This is a genomic window from Citrobacter sp. Cf132, assembly GCF_030333885.1.
Lineage (GTDB): Bacteria > Pseudomonadota > Gammaproteobacteria > Enterobacterales > Enterobacteriaceae > Citrobacter > Citrobacter freundii.
In genome coordinates, this window is the sequence record NZ_JAOWFA010000071.1 from 736939 (window position 1) to 754446 (window position 17508).

Annotated in this window: 14 protein-coding genes; 5 read left to right on the forward strand and 9 right to left on the reverse strand. The window is 47.6% G+C overall.

Features of this window, described 5'->3' with window-relative positions; all coding sequences use genetic code 11:
• Window positions 1-120: 120 nt before the first annotated feature.
• Both OGV85_RS24035 and OGV85_RS24040 read right to left on the reverse strand, forming a co-directional pair.
• Window positions 121-1104: a helix-turn-helix transcriptional regulator gene (locus OGV85_RS24035; protein ID WP_048219564.1), complete on the reverse strand. Its 984-nt coding sequence runs from the start codon at window positions 1102-1104 to the stop codon at window positions 121-123.
• A 124-nt stretch (window positions 1105-1228) separates the two neighbouring features.
• Complete coding sequence (locus OGV85_RS24040; protein WP_049002688.1) at window positions 1229-2134, reverse strand: LysR substrate-binding domain-containing protein; 906 nt, start codon at window positions 2132-2134, stop codon at window positions 1229-1231.
• 109 nt (window positions 2135-2243) lie between these two features.
• Between OGV85_RS24040 and OGV85_RS24045 the strand changes: the two genes are divergently transcribed.
• A complete protein-coding gene (locus OGV85_RS24045) occupies window positions 2244-2873 on the forward strand; it encodes a LysE family translocator (RefSeq protein WP_032948625.1) in 630 nt (209 codons plus the stop codon).
• Window positions 2874-2974: 101 nt separating this feature from the next.
• On the opposite strand, the gene OGV85_RS24050 is transcribed toward OGV85_RS24045, so the two are convergent.
• The 4 genes from OGV85_RS24050 to pepT all read right to left on the reverse strand — a co-directional run bounded on the left by OGV85_RS24050 (window position 2975) and on the right by pepT (window position 6874).
• Entirely contained in the window at window positions 2975-3211 is a 237-nt protein-coding gene (locus tag OGV85_RS24050) for a hypothetical protein (protein WP_086503740.1), read from the reverse strand.
• Between the two features lie 96 nt (window positions 3212-3307).
• A complete protein-coding gene (locus OGV85_RS24055) occupies window positions 3308-3937 on the reverse strand; it encodes a DUF2913 family protein (protein ID WP_032937024.1) in 630 nt (209 codons plus the stop codon).
• Window positions 3938-4259: 322 nt separating this feature from the next.
• Window positions 4260-5621, reverse strand: coding sequence for a C4-dicarboxylate transporter DcuC (gene dcuC / locus OGV85_RS24060; protein ID WP_003830889.1), 1362 nt, complete (start codon window positions 5619-5621; stop codon window positions 4260-4262).
• Window positions 5618-6874 (reverse strand): peptidase T, encoded by a 1257-nt coding sequence (pepT, locus tag OGV85_RS24065; RefSeq protein ID WP_003021259.1) that lies wholly within the window; start codon window positions 6872-6874, stop codon window positions 5618-5620. The genes dcuC and pepT overlap by 4 nt, the downstream gene beginning before the upstream one ends.
• Window positions 6875-8191: 1317 nt before the next feature.
• Here pepT and OGV85_RS24070 point away from each other — a divergent pair.
• Together OGV85_RS24070 and OGV85_RS24075 are read left to right on the forward strand one after the other, a co-directional pair.
• Window positions 8192-8449, forward strand: coding sequence for a YjhX family toxin (locus tag OGV85_RS24070; protein ID WP_003021255.1), 258 nt, complete (start codon window positions 8192-8194; stop codon window positions 8447-8449).
• A 10-nt stretch (window positions 8450-8459) separates the two neighbouring features.
• Window positions 8460-9206: an SAM-dependent methyltransferase gene (locus tag OGV85_RS24075; RefSeq protein WP_181522620.1), complete on the forward strand. Its 747-nt coding sequence runs from the start codon at window positions 8460-8462 to the stop codon at window positions 9204-9206.
• Window positions 9207-9262: 56 nt separating this feature from the next.
• Here OGV85_RS24075 and OGV85_RS24080 read toward each other — a convergent pair whose 3' ends face one another.
• On the reverse strand, window positions 9263-9826 hold the full coding sequence (locus OGV85_RS24080) for a DJ-1/PfpI family protein (RefSeq protein ID WP_008320993.1): 564 nt from the start codon (window positions 9824-9826) through the stop codon (window positions 9263-9265).
• A gap of 403 nt (window positions 9827-10229) precedes the next feature.
• Here OGV85_RS24080 and OGV85_RS24085 point away from each other — a divergent pair, with 403 nt between their 5' ends.
• Both OGV85_RS24085 and OGV85_RS24090 read left to right on the forward strand, forming a co-directional pair.
• Window positions 10230-11342 (forward strand): agmatine deiminase family protein, encoded by a 1113-nt coding sequence (locus OGV85_RS24085; protein ID WP_032948622.1) that lies wholly within the window; start codon window positions 10230-10232, stop codon window positions 11340-11342.
• A gap of 504 nt (window positions 11343-11846) precedes the next feature.
• Entirely contained in the window at window positions 11847-14069 is a 2223-nt protein-coding gene (locus OGV85_RS24090; protein WP_286554120.1) for an EAL domain-containing protein, read from the forward strand.
• A gap of 172 nt (window positions 14070-14241) precedes the next feature.
• Here the strand turns inward: OGV85_RS24090 and OGV85_RS24095 are convergent, their stop codons facing one another.
• Both OGV85_RS24095 and OGV85_RS24100 read right to left on the reverse strand, forming a co-directional pair.
• Window positions 14242-15630 (reverse strand): APC family permease, encoded by a 1389-nt coding sequence (locus OGV85_RS24095; protein ID WP_003838705.1) that lies wholly within the window; start codon window positions 15628-15630, stop codon window positions 14242-14244.
• Window positions 15631-15973: 343 nt separating this feature from the next.
• Window positions 15974-17392: a glutamine synthetase family protein gene (locus OGV85_RS24100; RefSeq protein WP_032937032.1), complete on the reverse strand. Its 1419-nt coding sequence runs from the start codon at window positions 17390-17392 to the stop codon at window positions 15974-15976.
• Between the last annotated feature and the right edge of the window lie 116 nt (window positions 17393-17508).

Genomic DNA, 17508 nt, shown 5'->3' on the forward strand with positions numbered 1-17508 from the left:
TCTAATTGTAAGTGAGAATTATTACCTTTTTGCTGACGGAGATAGCTATGCCGGATGCCAGGTTGCCTATGCGCAGTGCCAAATTGTCAGGAAATCACGTGCGTAAAACGCAAATATGGATTAGCAAGGTTTGAGTAAATCGCCGGGCGAAAAGCCGTAACGGCGACGAAAAGCGGTAGAAAAGTTGGTAGCGTGCTGATAACCCGACATCCAGGCCGCCTGCTGTACGCTATATCCTTCCAGTAGATAGCCGCGCGCATGTTCCAGACGGCAATCGCGCAGGTAGTCGAATACCGAACAGCCATAGGCTGCACGGAACTTACTGCGCAGGCTGCTGGGGCTCATCGCCGCGCGTTGGGCCAGTTCATTAAGGGTGTAGTCATTTTCGGGACTCTCCTCCAGCAGTCGGCGAACGACCTCCAGCCGCTGCTGCTCACCGCTCGTCGCAAGACGTTTACCGCTCTCGACCTGACACATGCTGAGACCATGACCGAACAGTTGTAATATCAGCCCTTCCAGCATCAGCTGACGAGAAACATGGCTAATCGTACTCTGCTGCGCGTACTGCAGTCCGCTGAGTAAAAACCCCGGTACCTGCCAGATAAGCGTCGGCGTCTGGCACCTTTCCCACTCGCGCATCAACGATTCAAGCAACCCCTTGCGATACGCGCCGTCGGGATATAAACCGAGCGATAATGTCCGGAGTTTACAATCAGCATGATGACGGGCACGCATCGTCTGGTGCTCACTCAGGCGTGAGCTAAACGCCATGCCGGAGCGCACCACATGCTCCTGTCCGTTAAGCGTCAGGATCACGCAGCCTTCCAGAACCACCAGCATATACAGAGGACTGTCGTGGCGAGAGGTGGTTTCGTAGGGTTGCAATACCTGTACGTCGGAGTGCGTCACGCACATCCCGCAGGGGAGAGTCATCTCCTCAATTTCACCTTGCAGAACAGGGCTGCCAGACGGCAAATCCGGTCTTTGTGCCAACAGGGGAAAGCGGTAATCGATCCCGTAGCGCTCACCAAAATCCATAAACTCGCTTACGGAGAAAGTGCGAGCGACGCGTCCGGAGGCATTCAGGGCGGTGGTGTTGTTCATGCTGTCTTCTGCACAGGAAATGGGATTAACGGTTTATAACTGAAGCAACATTACCATTACCTGCACAATACGACAATAATAATGAGAACCATTATCAATATAGGTAATCAGCAAAATAAACCGCTTAATCCAGCCAGTTTAGATCTGCCGAGGAGGCACACGGCGCAGCCTCTTTTAACCAGCGATACAGCAGCTCAATATTTCTGAGCCGTGTTGAAGCCTTTGGCCAGACAAGGTAATACCCCTCGCCAGTCGCCACAGCATCTTTAAACGGTAACGCCAACATCCCTGCCTGAATGGCCGCCAGGCTTAGCAGCAGGTCGGCAACAGACACGCCATGACCACTCATCGCGGCAAGACTACCCTGCTCCAGGGTGTCGAACACTTTGCCTCGCGCAAGATTCAACGCCGGAAACTTCCCAGTGCGTTGCAGCCACCGACGCCAGTCTCGGCGATCCGCTGAGGGATGAATCAGTTCACAGGCAGAAAGATCGCGCTGCGCCTGCACCAGCAGTGCGGGTGAACACACTGGGATAAGCCACTCCTGAAACAGCAACCGGCTGTCGGTATCGTCACCAAAATGGCCATTCCCTAACAGGATCGCACAGTCATACGGTTCACGACTGAAGGATACCGAATCGGTATCCATCCAGACGCTGGAAATTTCGATCACCGGAGTCGGATGCGCTTCACGGAAAAGACGCAGCACATCCAGAAGCCAGCGCATTGTCAACGTAGACGGCGCTTTCAGCCGTAGCTCATGACTACTGCTGCGAAAGGCATGACACGCGTGTTCCAGACTCTGAAACCCAGCCGTCAACTGCTGCGCTAACCCTTGGCCAGAAGGTGTTATCTCGATACGCGGGCCGCTGCGGATAAATAGCTCACAGCCAAACCATGCCTCCAGCGTGCGAATATGACGGCTTACCGCGCCCGGCGTCACGTTAAGTTGAATAGCGGCTTTGCTGAACGATCCCAGACGGGCTGCGGCTTCAAAAGCCCTCAGGGCATACAACGGAGGTAGCGTCATCGTGAGTTTCTATGTTGAGTTTTACTCACAGTAGAGCGCAGTTTTATTCGTTTTTCAATGCGCTACGTAAACGGAATACTGGTGGAAAATATCATCAGGATAATCAGGTATGAATTTCACTTTACTGGCTGCCTATAGCCTCAGCGTAGTAACCCTGCTGTTAACACCGGGTCCTGTCGTGGCGCTGATTACCACCACCGCGGCGCAGCACGGCTATCGCCGGGCTTTTCTCACGCTGATTGGCACTAACGGCGCTTCTTTAGTACTGATTGCTCTGGCTGCACTGATGCTAGCTGGCGTGGTTTCAATCTCTGCGATATGGCTTGGCGTACTGGGTCTTGTGGGATCGTTGTACATCGGAGTGATGGCGATTAACGGCCTGCGGGCCAGGGCCTCAAACCCCGGACTGGGTGCGCGAAAACGCGATAACAGCGGGCTTATCCACGGATTTCTGACCGGGGTCGCCAACCCAAAAGACATTTTGTTTTTCGTAGCGTTTTTCCCCCAGTTCATTGCCATTACGCAAGATTTCACCACCAGCATTCTGACGCTAACGCTGGTGTGGGTTATTTTTGATGTGACGGTGTTGTCTTTTTACATCGTGGTTTTCAAACGCTGGATACCAGAGCGCTTTGCCAGATGCAGCGGTTTTATCTCCTCTCTTTTTCTGCTCGCGGTGGCGGTGTTTGGCATTATTTATAATGTACACGCACTACAAATGCTCTCACCCGTGATGTGATCCTCAACAAATTGTTCAGCCAGACATCTCATCTTGCACCGGGAAGGATAAAATAAGAACAAATCGACATTAATATTATTAATGGATTAATAAGCCCGGATTCAGAAAATATAGACGATAACATTTTCATGGCGTTCAACTGGCACCCTCACCCATGATAACGCATCAACGACGATAGGTGCCATGTCATTTTCTAAACGAAGTAGAGGTGTATTGTCATCTGGCACAACTGTGCTTTCACCGATCTCAAGAACGCCCCGAAAAGAAATGGACATATTGTCTGACGTATCCGACAACCTTATCCATTCGGTTGTAATCACTAACTTTCGAGTAAACATTCGCTATCCTTTGCGCGTGGTATATATCCGATACTTTCACAAGTAGATCACTGCTCTTTGAACAAACAGAAATTTTTCCTCTATATCAGTTAAGCATTACTTAACAGAAAGGAAATTGAAATAATGAAACTCATTCGAAATGTGTTTCACAAATTCAACCGGCAGGTTATGTTTGATGAACGTTAACTTTGCAAACTCAACATCGCCGTACACTCGAATACAGAAAGGTTTGACAATCTCGCCCTGCACGCCAAAGCACTCCTGAAGCCGGGCATCATCCATAAAGATAAAGTCACCTTTTCTGACCTTAATACTTTCATGAAGTCCTTGCCACTTCTCTGGAGTGAGCAGAAAGCTCTCCCATCCATTATTTCTCAATACTTCAATCGTATGAGTAAATTTAAAATAGTCGTTTTGCATTGTCACGTCACCACTCGACGTGGCGTACAAATATTCTATTTTAAATTTAAGTTGTGCATTGATGCTTTTTTTCTTCCCCTCATCAATTAGCCACTGAAGCTCACTGACAATACTCTTCGAAAATATTTTTCTTTTTTTGGCAATAGCCAGCCAATGCATAATGAATAGATGCTCTGACATTTTAGAGTAGATCTTATGATCCTTTATTGCGATACCAATTGCAACTAACGCACTCCAGGTAAATGTTTCCAGATCATCCTGATAATGATGTCGTAACGTACTAACTCTTCCAGAATCCCTTACCACTTAAACCTGCCCAAATAAATCGTCATTGTTATTCCACGTTATTCTTGTATTACTCTATTAAAAAATTACTACAACTAAAATCGCCAAAATATGATCCAGGTTAACTTATTCCTATGTAATAAACGTGCAAATACAATACATCATACTTATTAATCATTAATCCAGAATAGCTCAACAATGTCCAATAAGAATAATGCGATAAAGATAAAAGTTAATAATAATCACCAGTAATCAATATCATCTGCGGTGATGAGAGCTGTAATCAGAAAAAGCAAACTACCGGACATTTAGCAGGCCGGAAGTTTGCTTGTTACAAACGAAGTTAATAGAAAATACCGATGATCAGGGTATGAGTTACAAAGCCCACAATCAGCGGTACGGCGGTACGTTTAACCACATCAAATGGCGTTATTTTCGCCCCACTGGAAACGGCAATCACCACGCCGGAAACCGGTGAAATTGCCCGCCCCATATGTGATGCCTGCTGCATCGGCAGGATCATGGCAACAGCGTTAGCGCCCATACTTGCCGCGATTTGCGGGATCAGCTCAACGAAAGCAAGGAATGGCGCATTACCCGATCCCATAATAATTGCTGCCGCCAGCGTCACCAGCGCAAACACCACCGCCATAGCAAATGGGGGTAATCCCACGTGCTCCGCCATCAGGATTAATTGATCAATGGCACCAATAACTTTAATCCCGTGGGCAAAAACACCTGCCGCAACCAGCAGCCCAACTACCCCGGTAAAGGCGGTGCCCATGCCTTTAAGGAAATGGCTGAATCCTTCGCATACTGACTTTAAATCACGCACCCGCAGCCATTCAATCAACATACAGACAGCCATCGAAATGAGCACAATGGTGATAATATTCAGGTTAATACCACTGACAAACATTTCCGATGATCCCACCGCCATCAGTATCGGAAGCATCGGGAGCAGCGCATAAAAAGCCGGGGCTTTTCCTGAGTCAGTCACCTCAGCGCTACCGATTTCTCTTGGAAGCGTCCCCGCTTTACGGTCGCAATGCCGCTGCCAGAAGAAATGGCAGACGCCGACGACCAGCACGGTTGCCAGCGCTGCGGGTCCCTGGTGGTAAACAACGTATTCCACCACATCCATATTGACCGCTTTAGATCCCCTGATAGCATCGATGGCCGTCGGGGTATATGCCACACCAAGCGAGGTGGCAATAACCCCAGCGGCTGAGGCCGCAGAAAGCCCTAACCCCAGCATAATGGGGAACATCGTCCCCATCAGCAACACGGCTAGCCCGGTGGCGGATGGAATGGCCAACTGCAGGAGGCTGGCGAGCAGATAGGAGAAAAATAGAAGCACATAGGGCGAACGCAGCGCGCGCAAAGGTTTCGTCACAACCCGCACAACCGCTTCATTTGCCCCGATATGATCCATGTAATGCGCAAATCCCATGAGCGCCATGATCATCAGGCCGAGATCGGCGGCACGCGTACTAAAGAGATCGCGCATCACCTCGAAAGGATCGAGAAATGAAATCCCCGTACTGGCAACCCCCTTCGGTAATACAGAACCCCATCCGGTTAACGCCGTACAAATCATCAACACCAGGCCAGCAATGAACAACACGGGTTCAGCGCGATAACCTTTCAGGATCAGACGCGCGACCACCACGATCACCAGTAGGGCAATTAACACCTGAATCATGACTGAGCTCTCCCCTGCGCGAACTCAGCAAAGGTTTCCTCAATGACCGCTACCACGACATCGCTGGCGGCCCGCAGTGAACGCACCGGCAGGTATTCATAAATCGAATGAAAGTTATGGGCACCGGTAAAAATATTCGGGCAAGGTAGTCCTTTCTGCGATAACACTGCGCCATCATATCCACCACGCATGGCGACAGGTTGCGGGGTAATGCCACACTTCTGATACGCGCGTAACGCAATATCAATCGGGTAGTGAGCATCGCCCTGCAAGCTATTGAACACATTGGCATAGCGATCGGTTAAATGGCAGACCACGCTGTTTTCTCCCCACAGCGCGCAGGTGCTGACGGCCAGCTGGCGGATATATGCCATACGCGCCTTATACCCCTCTTCGGTAAAATCCCGGATATCCAGCTTAAGTACCGTACGGGCACTGTTACCCTGAAGTTGTTTTACCCAGTAATACCCTTCGCGTCCTTCCGTATACTCAGGCGCCTCTCCTCCGGGCAGCATCGCAATAAACTTATGCGCCATCAGCAGAGAGTTCTTCAGCTTACCTTTGGCCGACATAGGGTGTGCGGACTGGCCGGTAAAGATGATTTCCGCATCACCCGCGTTCCAGTTCTCATAGACAAATTCTCCAATGCCGCAGCAGTCCAGGGTATAGCCAAAATCAGCCCCAAACGCCGCAACATCAAATGCTTTTGCACCTCGTAATCCCTGCTCTTCATCAGGAACAAAACCGACCTTCACCGGCCCATGCTTAATCTCCGGATGTGCGACAAGGTACTCCAGGGCATTCATAATCGCGGCGATGGCGGCTTTATCATCTGCCCCCAACAGACTGGTACCATCCGTCACCAGCAGGTCATCACCGATATAATTTTTCAGTTCTGGAAATTCACTTTCGCGCAGATAAATTTTTAGCTCCTGGTTCAGACACAAATCCCCACCGCTGTAGTGAAGACGTTGTGCTTTTGTGTCCGCAGTCTGTTCCGCACTGGTATCGAGATGACCAAAAAAGGAAACGACAGGGATCGCGTCGTCCGTATTTGCAGGTAATGTCGCTGTCACAATAGCGGTATCCCTGACCTCAATGTTTTCCATTCCTAATGCTTCAAGTTCTACTGCCAGCAGTTTTGCCAGTTCCATTTGACCAGGTGAAGAAGGCATTATCCCATTAGCACCATTTTCCCTTGAGGTCGTGGTATTGATTTTCGTGTAGTTAATAAAGCGTTCAACAATATCCATTCCAGGAGATCCTTTAATGTATCATTTACGAGGTACTGCAAGAGAAGACCTGCATACAGCGTGGGTTGAATAATCTGAGAACAAAATAAAATCAGCACTCATCCCAGAATGCTGACTTTATGGGCATTACGACAACGATTTATAAAAAGGAAGATAAAAAGCCAGTAATTATGCCAGTGGTTAAAAGCTCCGTTCTGATTGATAAAATCATATTCCCTGTCTGTTTTTACTGCATTTTCCATGGTGTTAAGCTAACAGAAGTCATAAACGGTATTCGTATATCTAAGAGATAATAAAAATCATTTAGATTCTTGCACCCGATACCAACACAAGATATACCATCGCTATATTTTTTAATGAACGAATGCTGTAACAGCAAAATGCAACCGTTTGCACCTCTCTACAAATAGCCACTTAACGCACTAAAATCCGTGAACAAAATCACAATTATTTCAAAAGCGAGAATTAACATAACGCTGAAAAACAGGCAGTTATAAGAAAAATTATATAATACCGCTATAAATAAATATAAAATTACACTATTCACTATAAAATAGATTCATAGCGATACTATTTCAATAGTAACGTATGATTCAGAGAAAAAAATCTGTCGTCATCACTAATGTAAAGCAACAAGAACAATAATATTAAATTATCTATTTATGATGGCTATCAAAATAATATACAGAAAAAAAACCTCTCCCCTGAGAAGAGATACAGGGCAGAGGTAATACGGGTGTTAAGGACATTTTTATAGTTTTGATGATAACAGAAGAGCTTCTTGCAGGATTGAGTATACACACTTCATGACGTTAAGAAAATTCCTAAATAGAATTAAACACAAACACCATTAAAAATTCTTTTTATAATAAAGACCTGTTTATCAAATAAAACAAAATTAAGATAAGAAAAGATTAAATATCACTAATCTATAGTGTGACGCAAGTGAGACCAACTACACATCATTACGACCAATACCGCTACTGACGATGTCTGAAAATTCAATAAATTTAATACATTCATACACCGCTCAGCTAGCTGAGAGTTAAAAAATTATAAAATAAGCTAAACGCAATTTTTCGTCATAGATCACATTTTCCCGACAGGACGATTCCCCTACTCGTCCAGGCTGGTATGATTCAGCAGGTAAATATCTATCAACTCAACCCGAGGCTTTGATGCTGGAGAATGTAATCATCAGATAATCAGCTTACCGACCTTTTCAGGCCGGACTGGTTATCAATGCGCCGAAATCGAATGCGGACACCACTGTGTGTTTGCACGTTTTGCACATGATGATTAAACAGGTTTTCCAGTATGAATTTATCCCGTCAGGAACAACGTACCTTACACGTACTCGCCAAAGGTGGCCGTATTGCTCACGTCCGTGATGCATCAGGTCGTGTCACTTCCGTCGAATGCTATAGCCGCGAAGGGTTACTGCTCTGCGACTGCACGCTCGATGTATTCAAAAAGCTCAGAACGAAAAAACTGATCAAATCCGTCAATGGTCAGCCCTACCGCATCAATACCACTGGGCTGAACAACGTTCGCGCCCAACTGGATAATCGCTAAGGAGAGAGAGATGGATATCCCGAAGATTTTTACAATCAGCGAAAGCGCACATCGCATTCATAATCCATTCACCGCGCAGAAATATGCAACGTTAGGTCAGGTTTTACGGATGGCCCCAGGAACCCGCATCCTGGATCTCGGCAGCGGCTCTGGCGAGATGTTGTGCACCTGGGCACGCGATCATGGAATTTCCGGCGTTGGTATCGATATGAGCCAGTTATTCAGCGAGCAAGCCACCCTGCGGGCAAGTGAATTGGGCGTCGCTGAGCACGTGCGTTTTATTCATGCCGATGCAACAGGTTATATCGCCGAAGAAAAATTCGATATTGCCGCCTGCATTGGTGCAACCTGGATTGCCGGCGGCGTTGCCGGAACGGTCAAACAGCTGGAACAAAGTCTCAAATCAGGCGGGATGCTGCTCATCGGCGAACCGTACTGGCGCCAGATACCCGCAACGGAGGAGATCGCTAAGTCTTGCGGCGCGACTTCAGTGACTGATTTTCTCTCTCTGCCAGAACGCATTTCGTCTTTCGACCAGCTCGGTTATGACGTGGTTGAAATGGTACTGGCGGACCAGGAGGGTTGGGACAGATACGAGGCGGCAAAATGGTTGACGATGCGCCGGTGGCTGAAGGCAAATCCGGACGATGAGTTTGCCGTCGAAGTCAGAGAGCAACTGAGAAGTTCACCAGCACGCCACGTTACCTTCACCCGGGAATATATCGGGTGGGGCGTGTTCGCACTCATGCAGAGGTAATATATCCTGTCGGTATAGCCAGGCTGGTTATACCGACTTTTTCATCTCATCGTCGCTTACTTCATTAATACTTCAACAAATTTAGCTAACCATTGCGGATGCGCGGGCCATGCTGGTGCCGTCACCAGATTGCCATCAACGTGGGCCTGATCAATGCCAATATCGGCATAATGTCCACCGCTCAGACGGACCTCAGGCGCACAGGCCGGATAAGCGCTACAGGTCCGGTTTTCTAACACTCCCGCCGCCGCTAATAGTTGGGGCCCATGACAAACCGCAGCGATAGGCTTATCGGCAGTGTTGAAATCTTGCACCAGCTTAATGACATCTGGATTCAGTCGAAGATATTCCGGAGCACGCCCGCCGGGGATCAACAGAGCGTCGTAATCGGCGGCCCGCGCCTCGGCAAAATTCGCATTCAACGTAAAACGATGCCCCGGCTTTTCACTGTATGTCTGCGCCCCATCAAAATCGTGAATGGCGGTTTGAACGTAGTCACCCTGACTTTTCTCCGGACAGACGGCATCCACACGATGCCCAAGCATTTGCAAAGCCTGAAAAGGCACCATTGTTTCATAATCTTCGACATAATCTCCGACCAGCATCAGTATCTTCTTCATTCACATCCCCCACTCACGGTTATTAATGATGAGAAATAACGGCCATCTTTACTATAGTCCACACGGTTCATGGCATTAATAAATACAACAGAACAATCGGCCAGATCACAATCCGCGGCAAGGCCCGTCAGACGGGGCTTCAGAGCCAACGGTGTGACACATGTTCATGCTGATAAATATAAATTATATATAAATATAGAGTTGAGAAATTTTAATAGTAGTCAATTTCACTCATAATATAAAACGAAGAGATTGCAACGAATATCTCCTGTGATATATTCCGCATGAAACTTATCCGCAATCAATTCATTTGTTATTCAATATTTAAAATACGCAGAACATTAATTATCTATTATTATTTTATTCATCCAATATCAGATAAATATACGCAAAGGTTAATCCTATGATGACAAGACGTTCGTTCGTCTGGCAAGGTCTGGTGACTTCAACGAGTATGCTACTCGCCGGTATGACAGGCATCAGTTTTAGCCAATTTGCCCGCGCAACAGAGGACCGCCGCTGGCAAATGCCGGATGAAGGCGCACCGCATGCGGCAACCTGGATGGCGTTTGGTGCCAGTGCGGAGATCTGGGAGCCTCATCTGCTACCAGTGGTGCAGGAAAACCTGGCGCTAGTTGCTAAAACCATCGCCGCATTTGAACCCGTAAATATGTTGGTACGCGAAGAAGACGGCGAACTCGCCGCGCGTCTGTGCGGACCGTCGGTCAATCTTCTGGTTCACCCGATAGACGATCTGTGGATCCGCGACACCGGGCCGGTGTTTGTGAAAAGCGCCAGCGGTGCGCTCGGCGGTGTGGGATTTAATTTTAACGGCTGGGGCAATAAGCAAGAGCACGAACGTGATGCCGATGTGGCTGAATTCGTTACTGATTACGTTCATACCGAGTTCATCCGCTCGGCGCTGACTCTGGAAGGTGGCGGTATTGAGGTAGACGGCGAAGGCACGGCGATTATTACCGAGAGCTGCGTGCTTAACTCCAACCGTAATCCCGGCGTCAGCAAAGCCGAATGCGAAGAAGAACTTAAGCGACTGCTAGGTCTGGAGAAAATCATCTGGTTGCCGGGTATTGCCGGCAAGGATATTACCGACGGCCATACAGATTTTTATGCCAGGTTCACGCATCCGGGTACGGTGGTGACAGGTCTTGAGCAGGATCCGTCGTCCTTTGATTACGCGATCACCCGACGTCATCTGGACATATTACGAGCCGCCACGGATGCCAAAGGCCGACGGTTGAAGGTCGTCACGCTGGAAGGACCTTCTACCATCCGCCAGACTTATGCGAGTGATGATTTTGCCGCAGGGTATATCAATTTTTATCTGTGTAATGATGCCGTCATTGCACCACAATTTGGCGATAAGCGCACCGATCGTAATACCCATGCTATTTTGCAGGAGCTGTTTATCGATCGTGAAATTATACAACTGAATATTGATGGCATTGCGGCTGGCGGCGGCGGCATTCACTGCGCGACACAGCAGCAACCTCGTTAATGATTAACAATTGAGTGTATTGTGGGAAGGTGGGGAAACTCACTTTCCTGCCAATATCATAATAATTCCTTTAGAAGGATGCCTGCATAGGTTAATTTTTAATAAACAAAGTGCTCAATTAACATTTATGAAATAAACACCATTAAAAAATAACATTTTAATAGCTTTTATCGATCTTTCGTGGTATTTATGATCTGCCAAACCTATCGATAAAATCTATCAAAAGATTTATATTGATCGTTTTTATCGATCGTCTATTCTGTCTTAAATAATGGCTACTGACGGAATTTTTATTATCAGCACAGCCATAAAGATTGTTCTTCCCTGCGTTGTGAAACACACGGAAATTATCGAGGGTTACCTTTAAAAAATTTACATAACATATTTTAGAATGGTTTTCAATTAGCGAAAAAATCCAAAAATACACATTTCAAACCTCCAGTCTAACCTGTTTTAAGTAGATGACTTAAATCGAGAACGGTGATAACTCACTGAGAATTGCGAATGATGATATTGCTAAGAAAAACTGAAAATATAAATTTTATTAATACATTTAGAGACTATTTTTGTGTAGGCATCGCGTTTTTTGCATTACAGCTGATCGCTGGTCATCTCAGTAAGCAAGAGGATGTTGCGGGTATAACCCTGCATTTTTACGATCTCACTTTACCTCTTATTTCTGCACTGCTGGTTTTATACCGGCAAAAGGCGCTGCCAATTTTGGGTGCCTTTTTCTTGTATGCCCTTTACTCTTACTCTTTATCTTCGGTATTCACGCTAACGGCTCAGCTACTGGCTGCTCTCATTAGCCAGACACTCTACTTTTTCTCGACAGGTAAACAAGGCGCGGTTAGCTTTGGTCGTAGCCAGCTTACAACCCTGCGTATTGTCTGGCTCGTGTGTTGCAACGCCTTACTATTCATCTCGATTGATCACTGGCTCCAGTCGAACACTGCCTCTGTACCGATCACAAACCTTTTTACACTACAAACACTAATTAACTTACAGTGGTTGATGAACTCTTGCCTGACTGGCATCCCTTTTTGTTATCTGTTGCTTAGAAGCGTTCAAAACCCTGCATGGTGCATTTTATACATCAGACAAGTGAAGACGCTGATAAAATCCGGCCCTCCTATTCTGTATCAAGTATTATGGCTGGTGCTGTTACTCTGCATTATGTCCGCTTTGATCGTCATCAGAGAAGATATTCTTATATTTACAGACTATTCATTACTGTGGTTACTTCCAGTAATGCTGTGGGGAGTGATCTGCATTGGCCATGCTTTTATATCCCCTGTATGGGTAACAATGCTCATCCTGTTGGGATATTATATAAACAGTTATATTTCGCCGGATAACTATAATAATTATTTACATAGTCTCGTGATTTCCTCCACGATAGTGTTTGTCTTTTCTCTTACGATTGTTGTTACCGGTGTACTTGTGGTCCGTAACCGAAAATATCTCCGCCGCCTCAAACAACTTTTTAGATCAGAGCCTAATACCGGACTGCCTAACTTTCAGGCCCTGCAAATGGACATCCGTAAACACGCAACAGAGTGCTTGTGTTACATCCGTTGTACAGAGTTGAATACGCTGGAGCAAACTCATGGAATAGAATTCCGTTTTGAATTTGTAAAAGCACTAAGCGCATATGTACGTAAATTGATTAAGGATACAGGTAACATTTATTACGCACCAGGTCATGGAATAATTCTTCGCCTTAATACTGTCCCTGACATTCCTGCTCTTTACAAAGACCTAAACTCTTTTCGTTTTATCTGGAAGGATTACCAATTGGGACTATCTTGTGGTGTGGCATATACCACCGAGAAAAACCTGATTAAAAATTTATCACAAGCAATTAAACATCTTAATACCCAAAGCTACATCTCGTTAATGCAGGGGCAACCGTTGTTACTCAGCCCGCAGGTGCCAGGTGATAAAATTGTCAGTCAGGCTGTCATTCGTCATATGTTGCAAAAAGCAATTGACAGAAAATCGTTTGAGCTTATGGCTCAACCCATCGTATCAACGATGCTGGTTGTTCAGCCTATCGTTTCAACTACGGGACTGACACGTTATCACGAGATACTTATTCGGATAAAAATGGTTGATGGTAAGTTAATCTTTCCAGACACCATCCTACCGGTTGCTCGCGAGGCAGGATTACTTCCTGCACTGGATATCACTGTTATTGAGCAAACATTTCGTTTTATACAGTCACGGCAGAAATCTGACCCGAACAGTCATTTCTCCATTAATCTGACACCTGACTCGCTTAATAAAATTGATTTTCTTGATAATGTTTTCACATTGTTTAGAAAATATTCCATCGCACCTAAACGTATAATTTTTGAAGTCATTGAATCAGATATCATTGACAACGCTAATGTCACTGATGTTCTGAGAGCATTACGTAAAGCCGGTTCTAAAATTGCTATTGATGATTTTGGCACAGGGGCGTCAAGCTATTCACGACTCAGAACATTAGACGCAGATATTCTGAAAATTGATGGCTCCTTCATCCGTAATATACTGACCGATGAATTTAGTCGATGCGCCGTCAGATCCTTCTGCGAAGTAGCAAAACTCAAAAACATGGAAGTAGTAGCTGAGTTTGTTGAAAATGAGGAAATTGAAAAGATGCTAATTACGATGGGTATTGGTTGGTTACAGGGATACCATATAGGGAAACCCGTTCCTATTGAGTTGGCTGAATTATAATAATAATTATATTTCTACATTGTTCCACTTACCGGCTCCCGTGCCGGTTTTTTTATTCCCTAAAGCAAGTGGTACATCATTTAAATCAGGTATGCCGCGACCGTTTGCCGCGACATACCGTATTTCATTTTTAACCCAACTCAACCAAACACGTCGATCGATTCCGTTTCCATCACTCCCAGGCGCGCTCAGATTTCGCGGCGTCAAACTGCGGAGGCGGTTTACGAAAGCGTCCGGTCAGGTACGCGAGATACACCAGCCCGACGCCGGCCCATACCAGTCCCAGCGTCAGCGATGTCACTTCCAGATTCACCCACAGTACGGCTACCGTGGCGGCACCGACCATTGGCAATACCAGATAGTGCAACTTTTCCTGCCAGGTATGCTTACGTCCTTCACGACGCCAGAAGTGGTTAAACACGGACAGATTAACGAAGGTAAAGGCCACCAGCGCGCCAAAGTTAATCAGCGCCGTAGCGGTCACCAGATCAAAAAACAGGGCCGACAGCGCCACAATCCCGACCATGATGACGTTCAACGCGGGAGTACGCCATTTGGGATGGACATAACCAAAGTACTTCTCCGGGAAGACGTTATCGCGGCCCATCACATACAGCAGGCGAGAAACGCTGGCATGCGACGCCAGACCTGACGCCAGCGTATTCACAAAGGTGGTGCACAGAAAAATAGACTGGAACAACTTGCCGCCGACGTACAGCGCAATCTCCGGCAGCGCCGCATCCGGGTCTTTGAATCGGCTAATGTCCGGGAAGAACAGTTGCATAAAGAACGAGGCGGCAATGAAGATCAGTCCACCGTACAGCGCGGTAAGAAAAATGGCTTTTGGAATGGTGCGCGCAGCATCTGGCGTCTCTTCAGAGAGGGTCGTTACCGCATCAAAGCCGAGAAACGAGAAGCAGACAATGGTCGCCCCGGTGATAATCGGAATCAAATGCGCATTCTGACTGATAAACGGTTGCAACGACCAGACGGTCCCGACCCCTTCGCCTTTGTGCAGCCCCTGCACCACGAGGAAAATAAACACCACGATGATCGCCACCTGCACCAGGACAAACAGGGCATTGAAGTTCGCCACCAGGTTAACGCTTTTCAAATTGGCCGCGGTAAGGATCGCCACGAACAGCACCACCCAAATCCATGGCGCAACCCCCGGGAATAGCGCGGAAAGGTAAATTTTCGCCAATAGTACGTTAATCATCGGCAGGAAAAGGTAGTCAAGCAGTGAAGACCAGCCGACCATAAACCCCACATGCGGATTAATCGCTTTTTGCGCATAGGTATAGGCCGAACCGGCCTGCGGAAACTGGCGCACCAGCTTTCCGTAACTGATGGCGGTAAACAGTACGCCCGCCAGGGCCAGCAGGTAGGAGGCTGGAACATGGCCATTGCTGATACCCGAAACAATGCCAAAGGTGTCAAACACCGTCATCGGCGTGAGATAGGCCAGCCCCATCACCACTACCTGCCACAGCTTGAGAGATTTACGCAGCTGTGCTTTGCCCGGCTGGGCTGCAAGATCCACAGAAGAATTAGTCGACATAGCTTTCCTCCCCGCGACGAGCCCAGATCTGCGTTCGAAATGTGGGAACAGCAGACCTGGGTCGTATCGGGGTAGAAAGCCATAAGAAAGGCGTCAATGTTGCACGGCACAGATGCGGTCCGTACTTACTGCGGGAGCCATGGATGCTCACGCGGGGCTGGTTTTTAAACATTGGCATCATCACATTTCCTCGTCACAAACTCTGTCGGTTATCTGAAGACCCGTTGTCGCCCGCGCTCCATTACGCGACATCCGGGAAATGGCAGGTATTCCTGCAATTTTGACGGGCTGGCTCCGCTCAGCCCGCATGATGCGACTTCTTTTTAAATGACCTGTACGACTGTCAGGCGTTTTTCAACATCCACTCAATTTCAGTGTCGGTGATAAGACGTTCAAACTGGATTAATTCATCGTTTTTACAGGCGTGATACACGTGGCTAAAACGCTCACCCAATAATTCACGCAGACTGTCGTTTTGCATAAACTCCCACAGCGCATCGCTCTGGCGGATAGGAAACGGTAGCCCTTCCTGCTCCAGTCCGTTGCCTTCCACCTCTTCCTGCAGCGGCAGATCGTTATCCAGACCGTGAAGGATCCCCGCCAGGATGGTCGACATCACCAGATACGGGTTGGCATCCGCCCCTGCCACGCGATATTCAACCCGATGGTTATCACGATCGCCGCAGGGAATACGCAGCGCCACCGTACGGTTGTTATGCCCCCAGGAAGCCTGAGTCGGCACATACATACCCGGCTGGAAGCGGCGATAGGAGTTCACATTCGGCGCCAGCAGCGCCATTGATGCGGGCATCAGATCAATCATCCCGGCAAGCGCACGCTTAAGTAACATGGAATCATCGCCATTCGCATCGGCCAGCACGTTCTCGCCTTTGTTATTCATGACGCTGATGTGGATATGCATCCCGCTACCGGCATGCTCCTCATAAGGCTTTGCCATAAACGTGGCATGCATCTTATGTTTCTCCGCCACCAGCCGTACCAGACGTTTCAACGCCAGCGCGTCATCGCAGGCGTCGAGCACGTTATCGGTATGGTAGAGGTTGATTTCAAACTGCCCAGGGGAGGCTTCAGCCACTGCGCCGTCAGCCGGGATCAGCTGTAAACGGGCCAGTTCATCGATATCGTTTAACACATCAGCAAAATGGTTCAGGTTATCAACCGAGTAAACCTGACTTTGGGTATTGCGATCGTCCGTACCCGGCGCGCACGGCGGCTGCAGATAACCTTCGGGATCGCGCTTACGATCGAGTAAATAGAACTCCAGCTCTACCGCTACGACGGGGAACAGACCGCGCTGGCGAAGTTTCTGCCAGAGTCGGTTCAGTACGTTCCGCGGCTCAACGTCAAAGGGAGCGCCATCTTCATCCAGCATCGTCAGCATCATCTGTGCAATAAATTCAGGATCGGCGGCCGAAGGGGTTAACGTGCCTGCCACCGGTACACAAGTCCGATCCGGTTCGCCAAGCTCCTGGCCTAATCCCGCCTCTTCGACCACATTGCCAAGAATATCCATCGCGAAAACAGATGCCGGGAAATAGCAGCCTTTCTCTAACTTATGCAATCCAGCAACCGGAAGGCGCTTACCGCGAAAACAACCATTAAGGTCGGTTAACAGCACATCCACATACTGCGTATTAGGATAGCGTTCCAGATACTGCTTAACTTCGCGCGCAAACGCGCTACTTCGTCTCTCTTCAGAATGCTGAACAAAATTCTCAACTTCTACGATATTGGTTTCCATGATTCACCGCCGTTGGCCTGGTAAGCTGCTCTGTGATTTGACTGTTAAATATAATGTCCACCATTCGACTCTGGATGCAAACAAATTGTTTGTCAAATGTTAAATTAAGTTTGCTA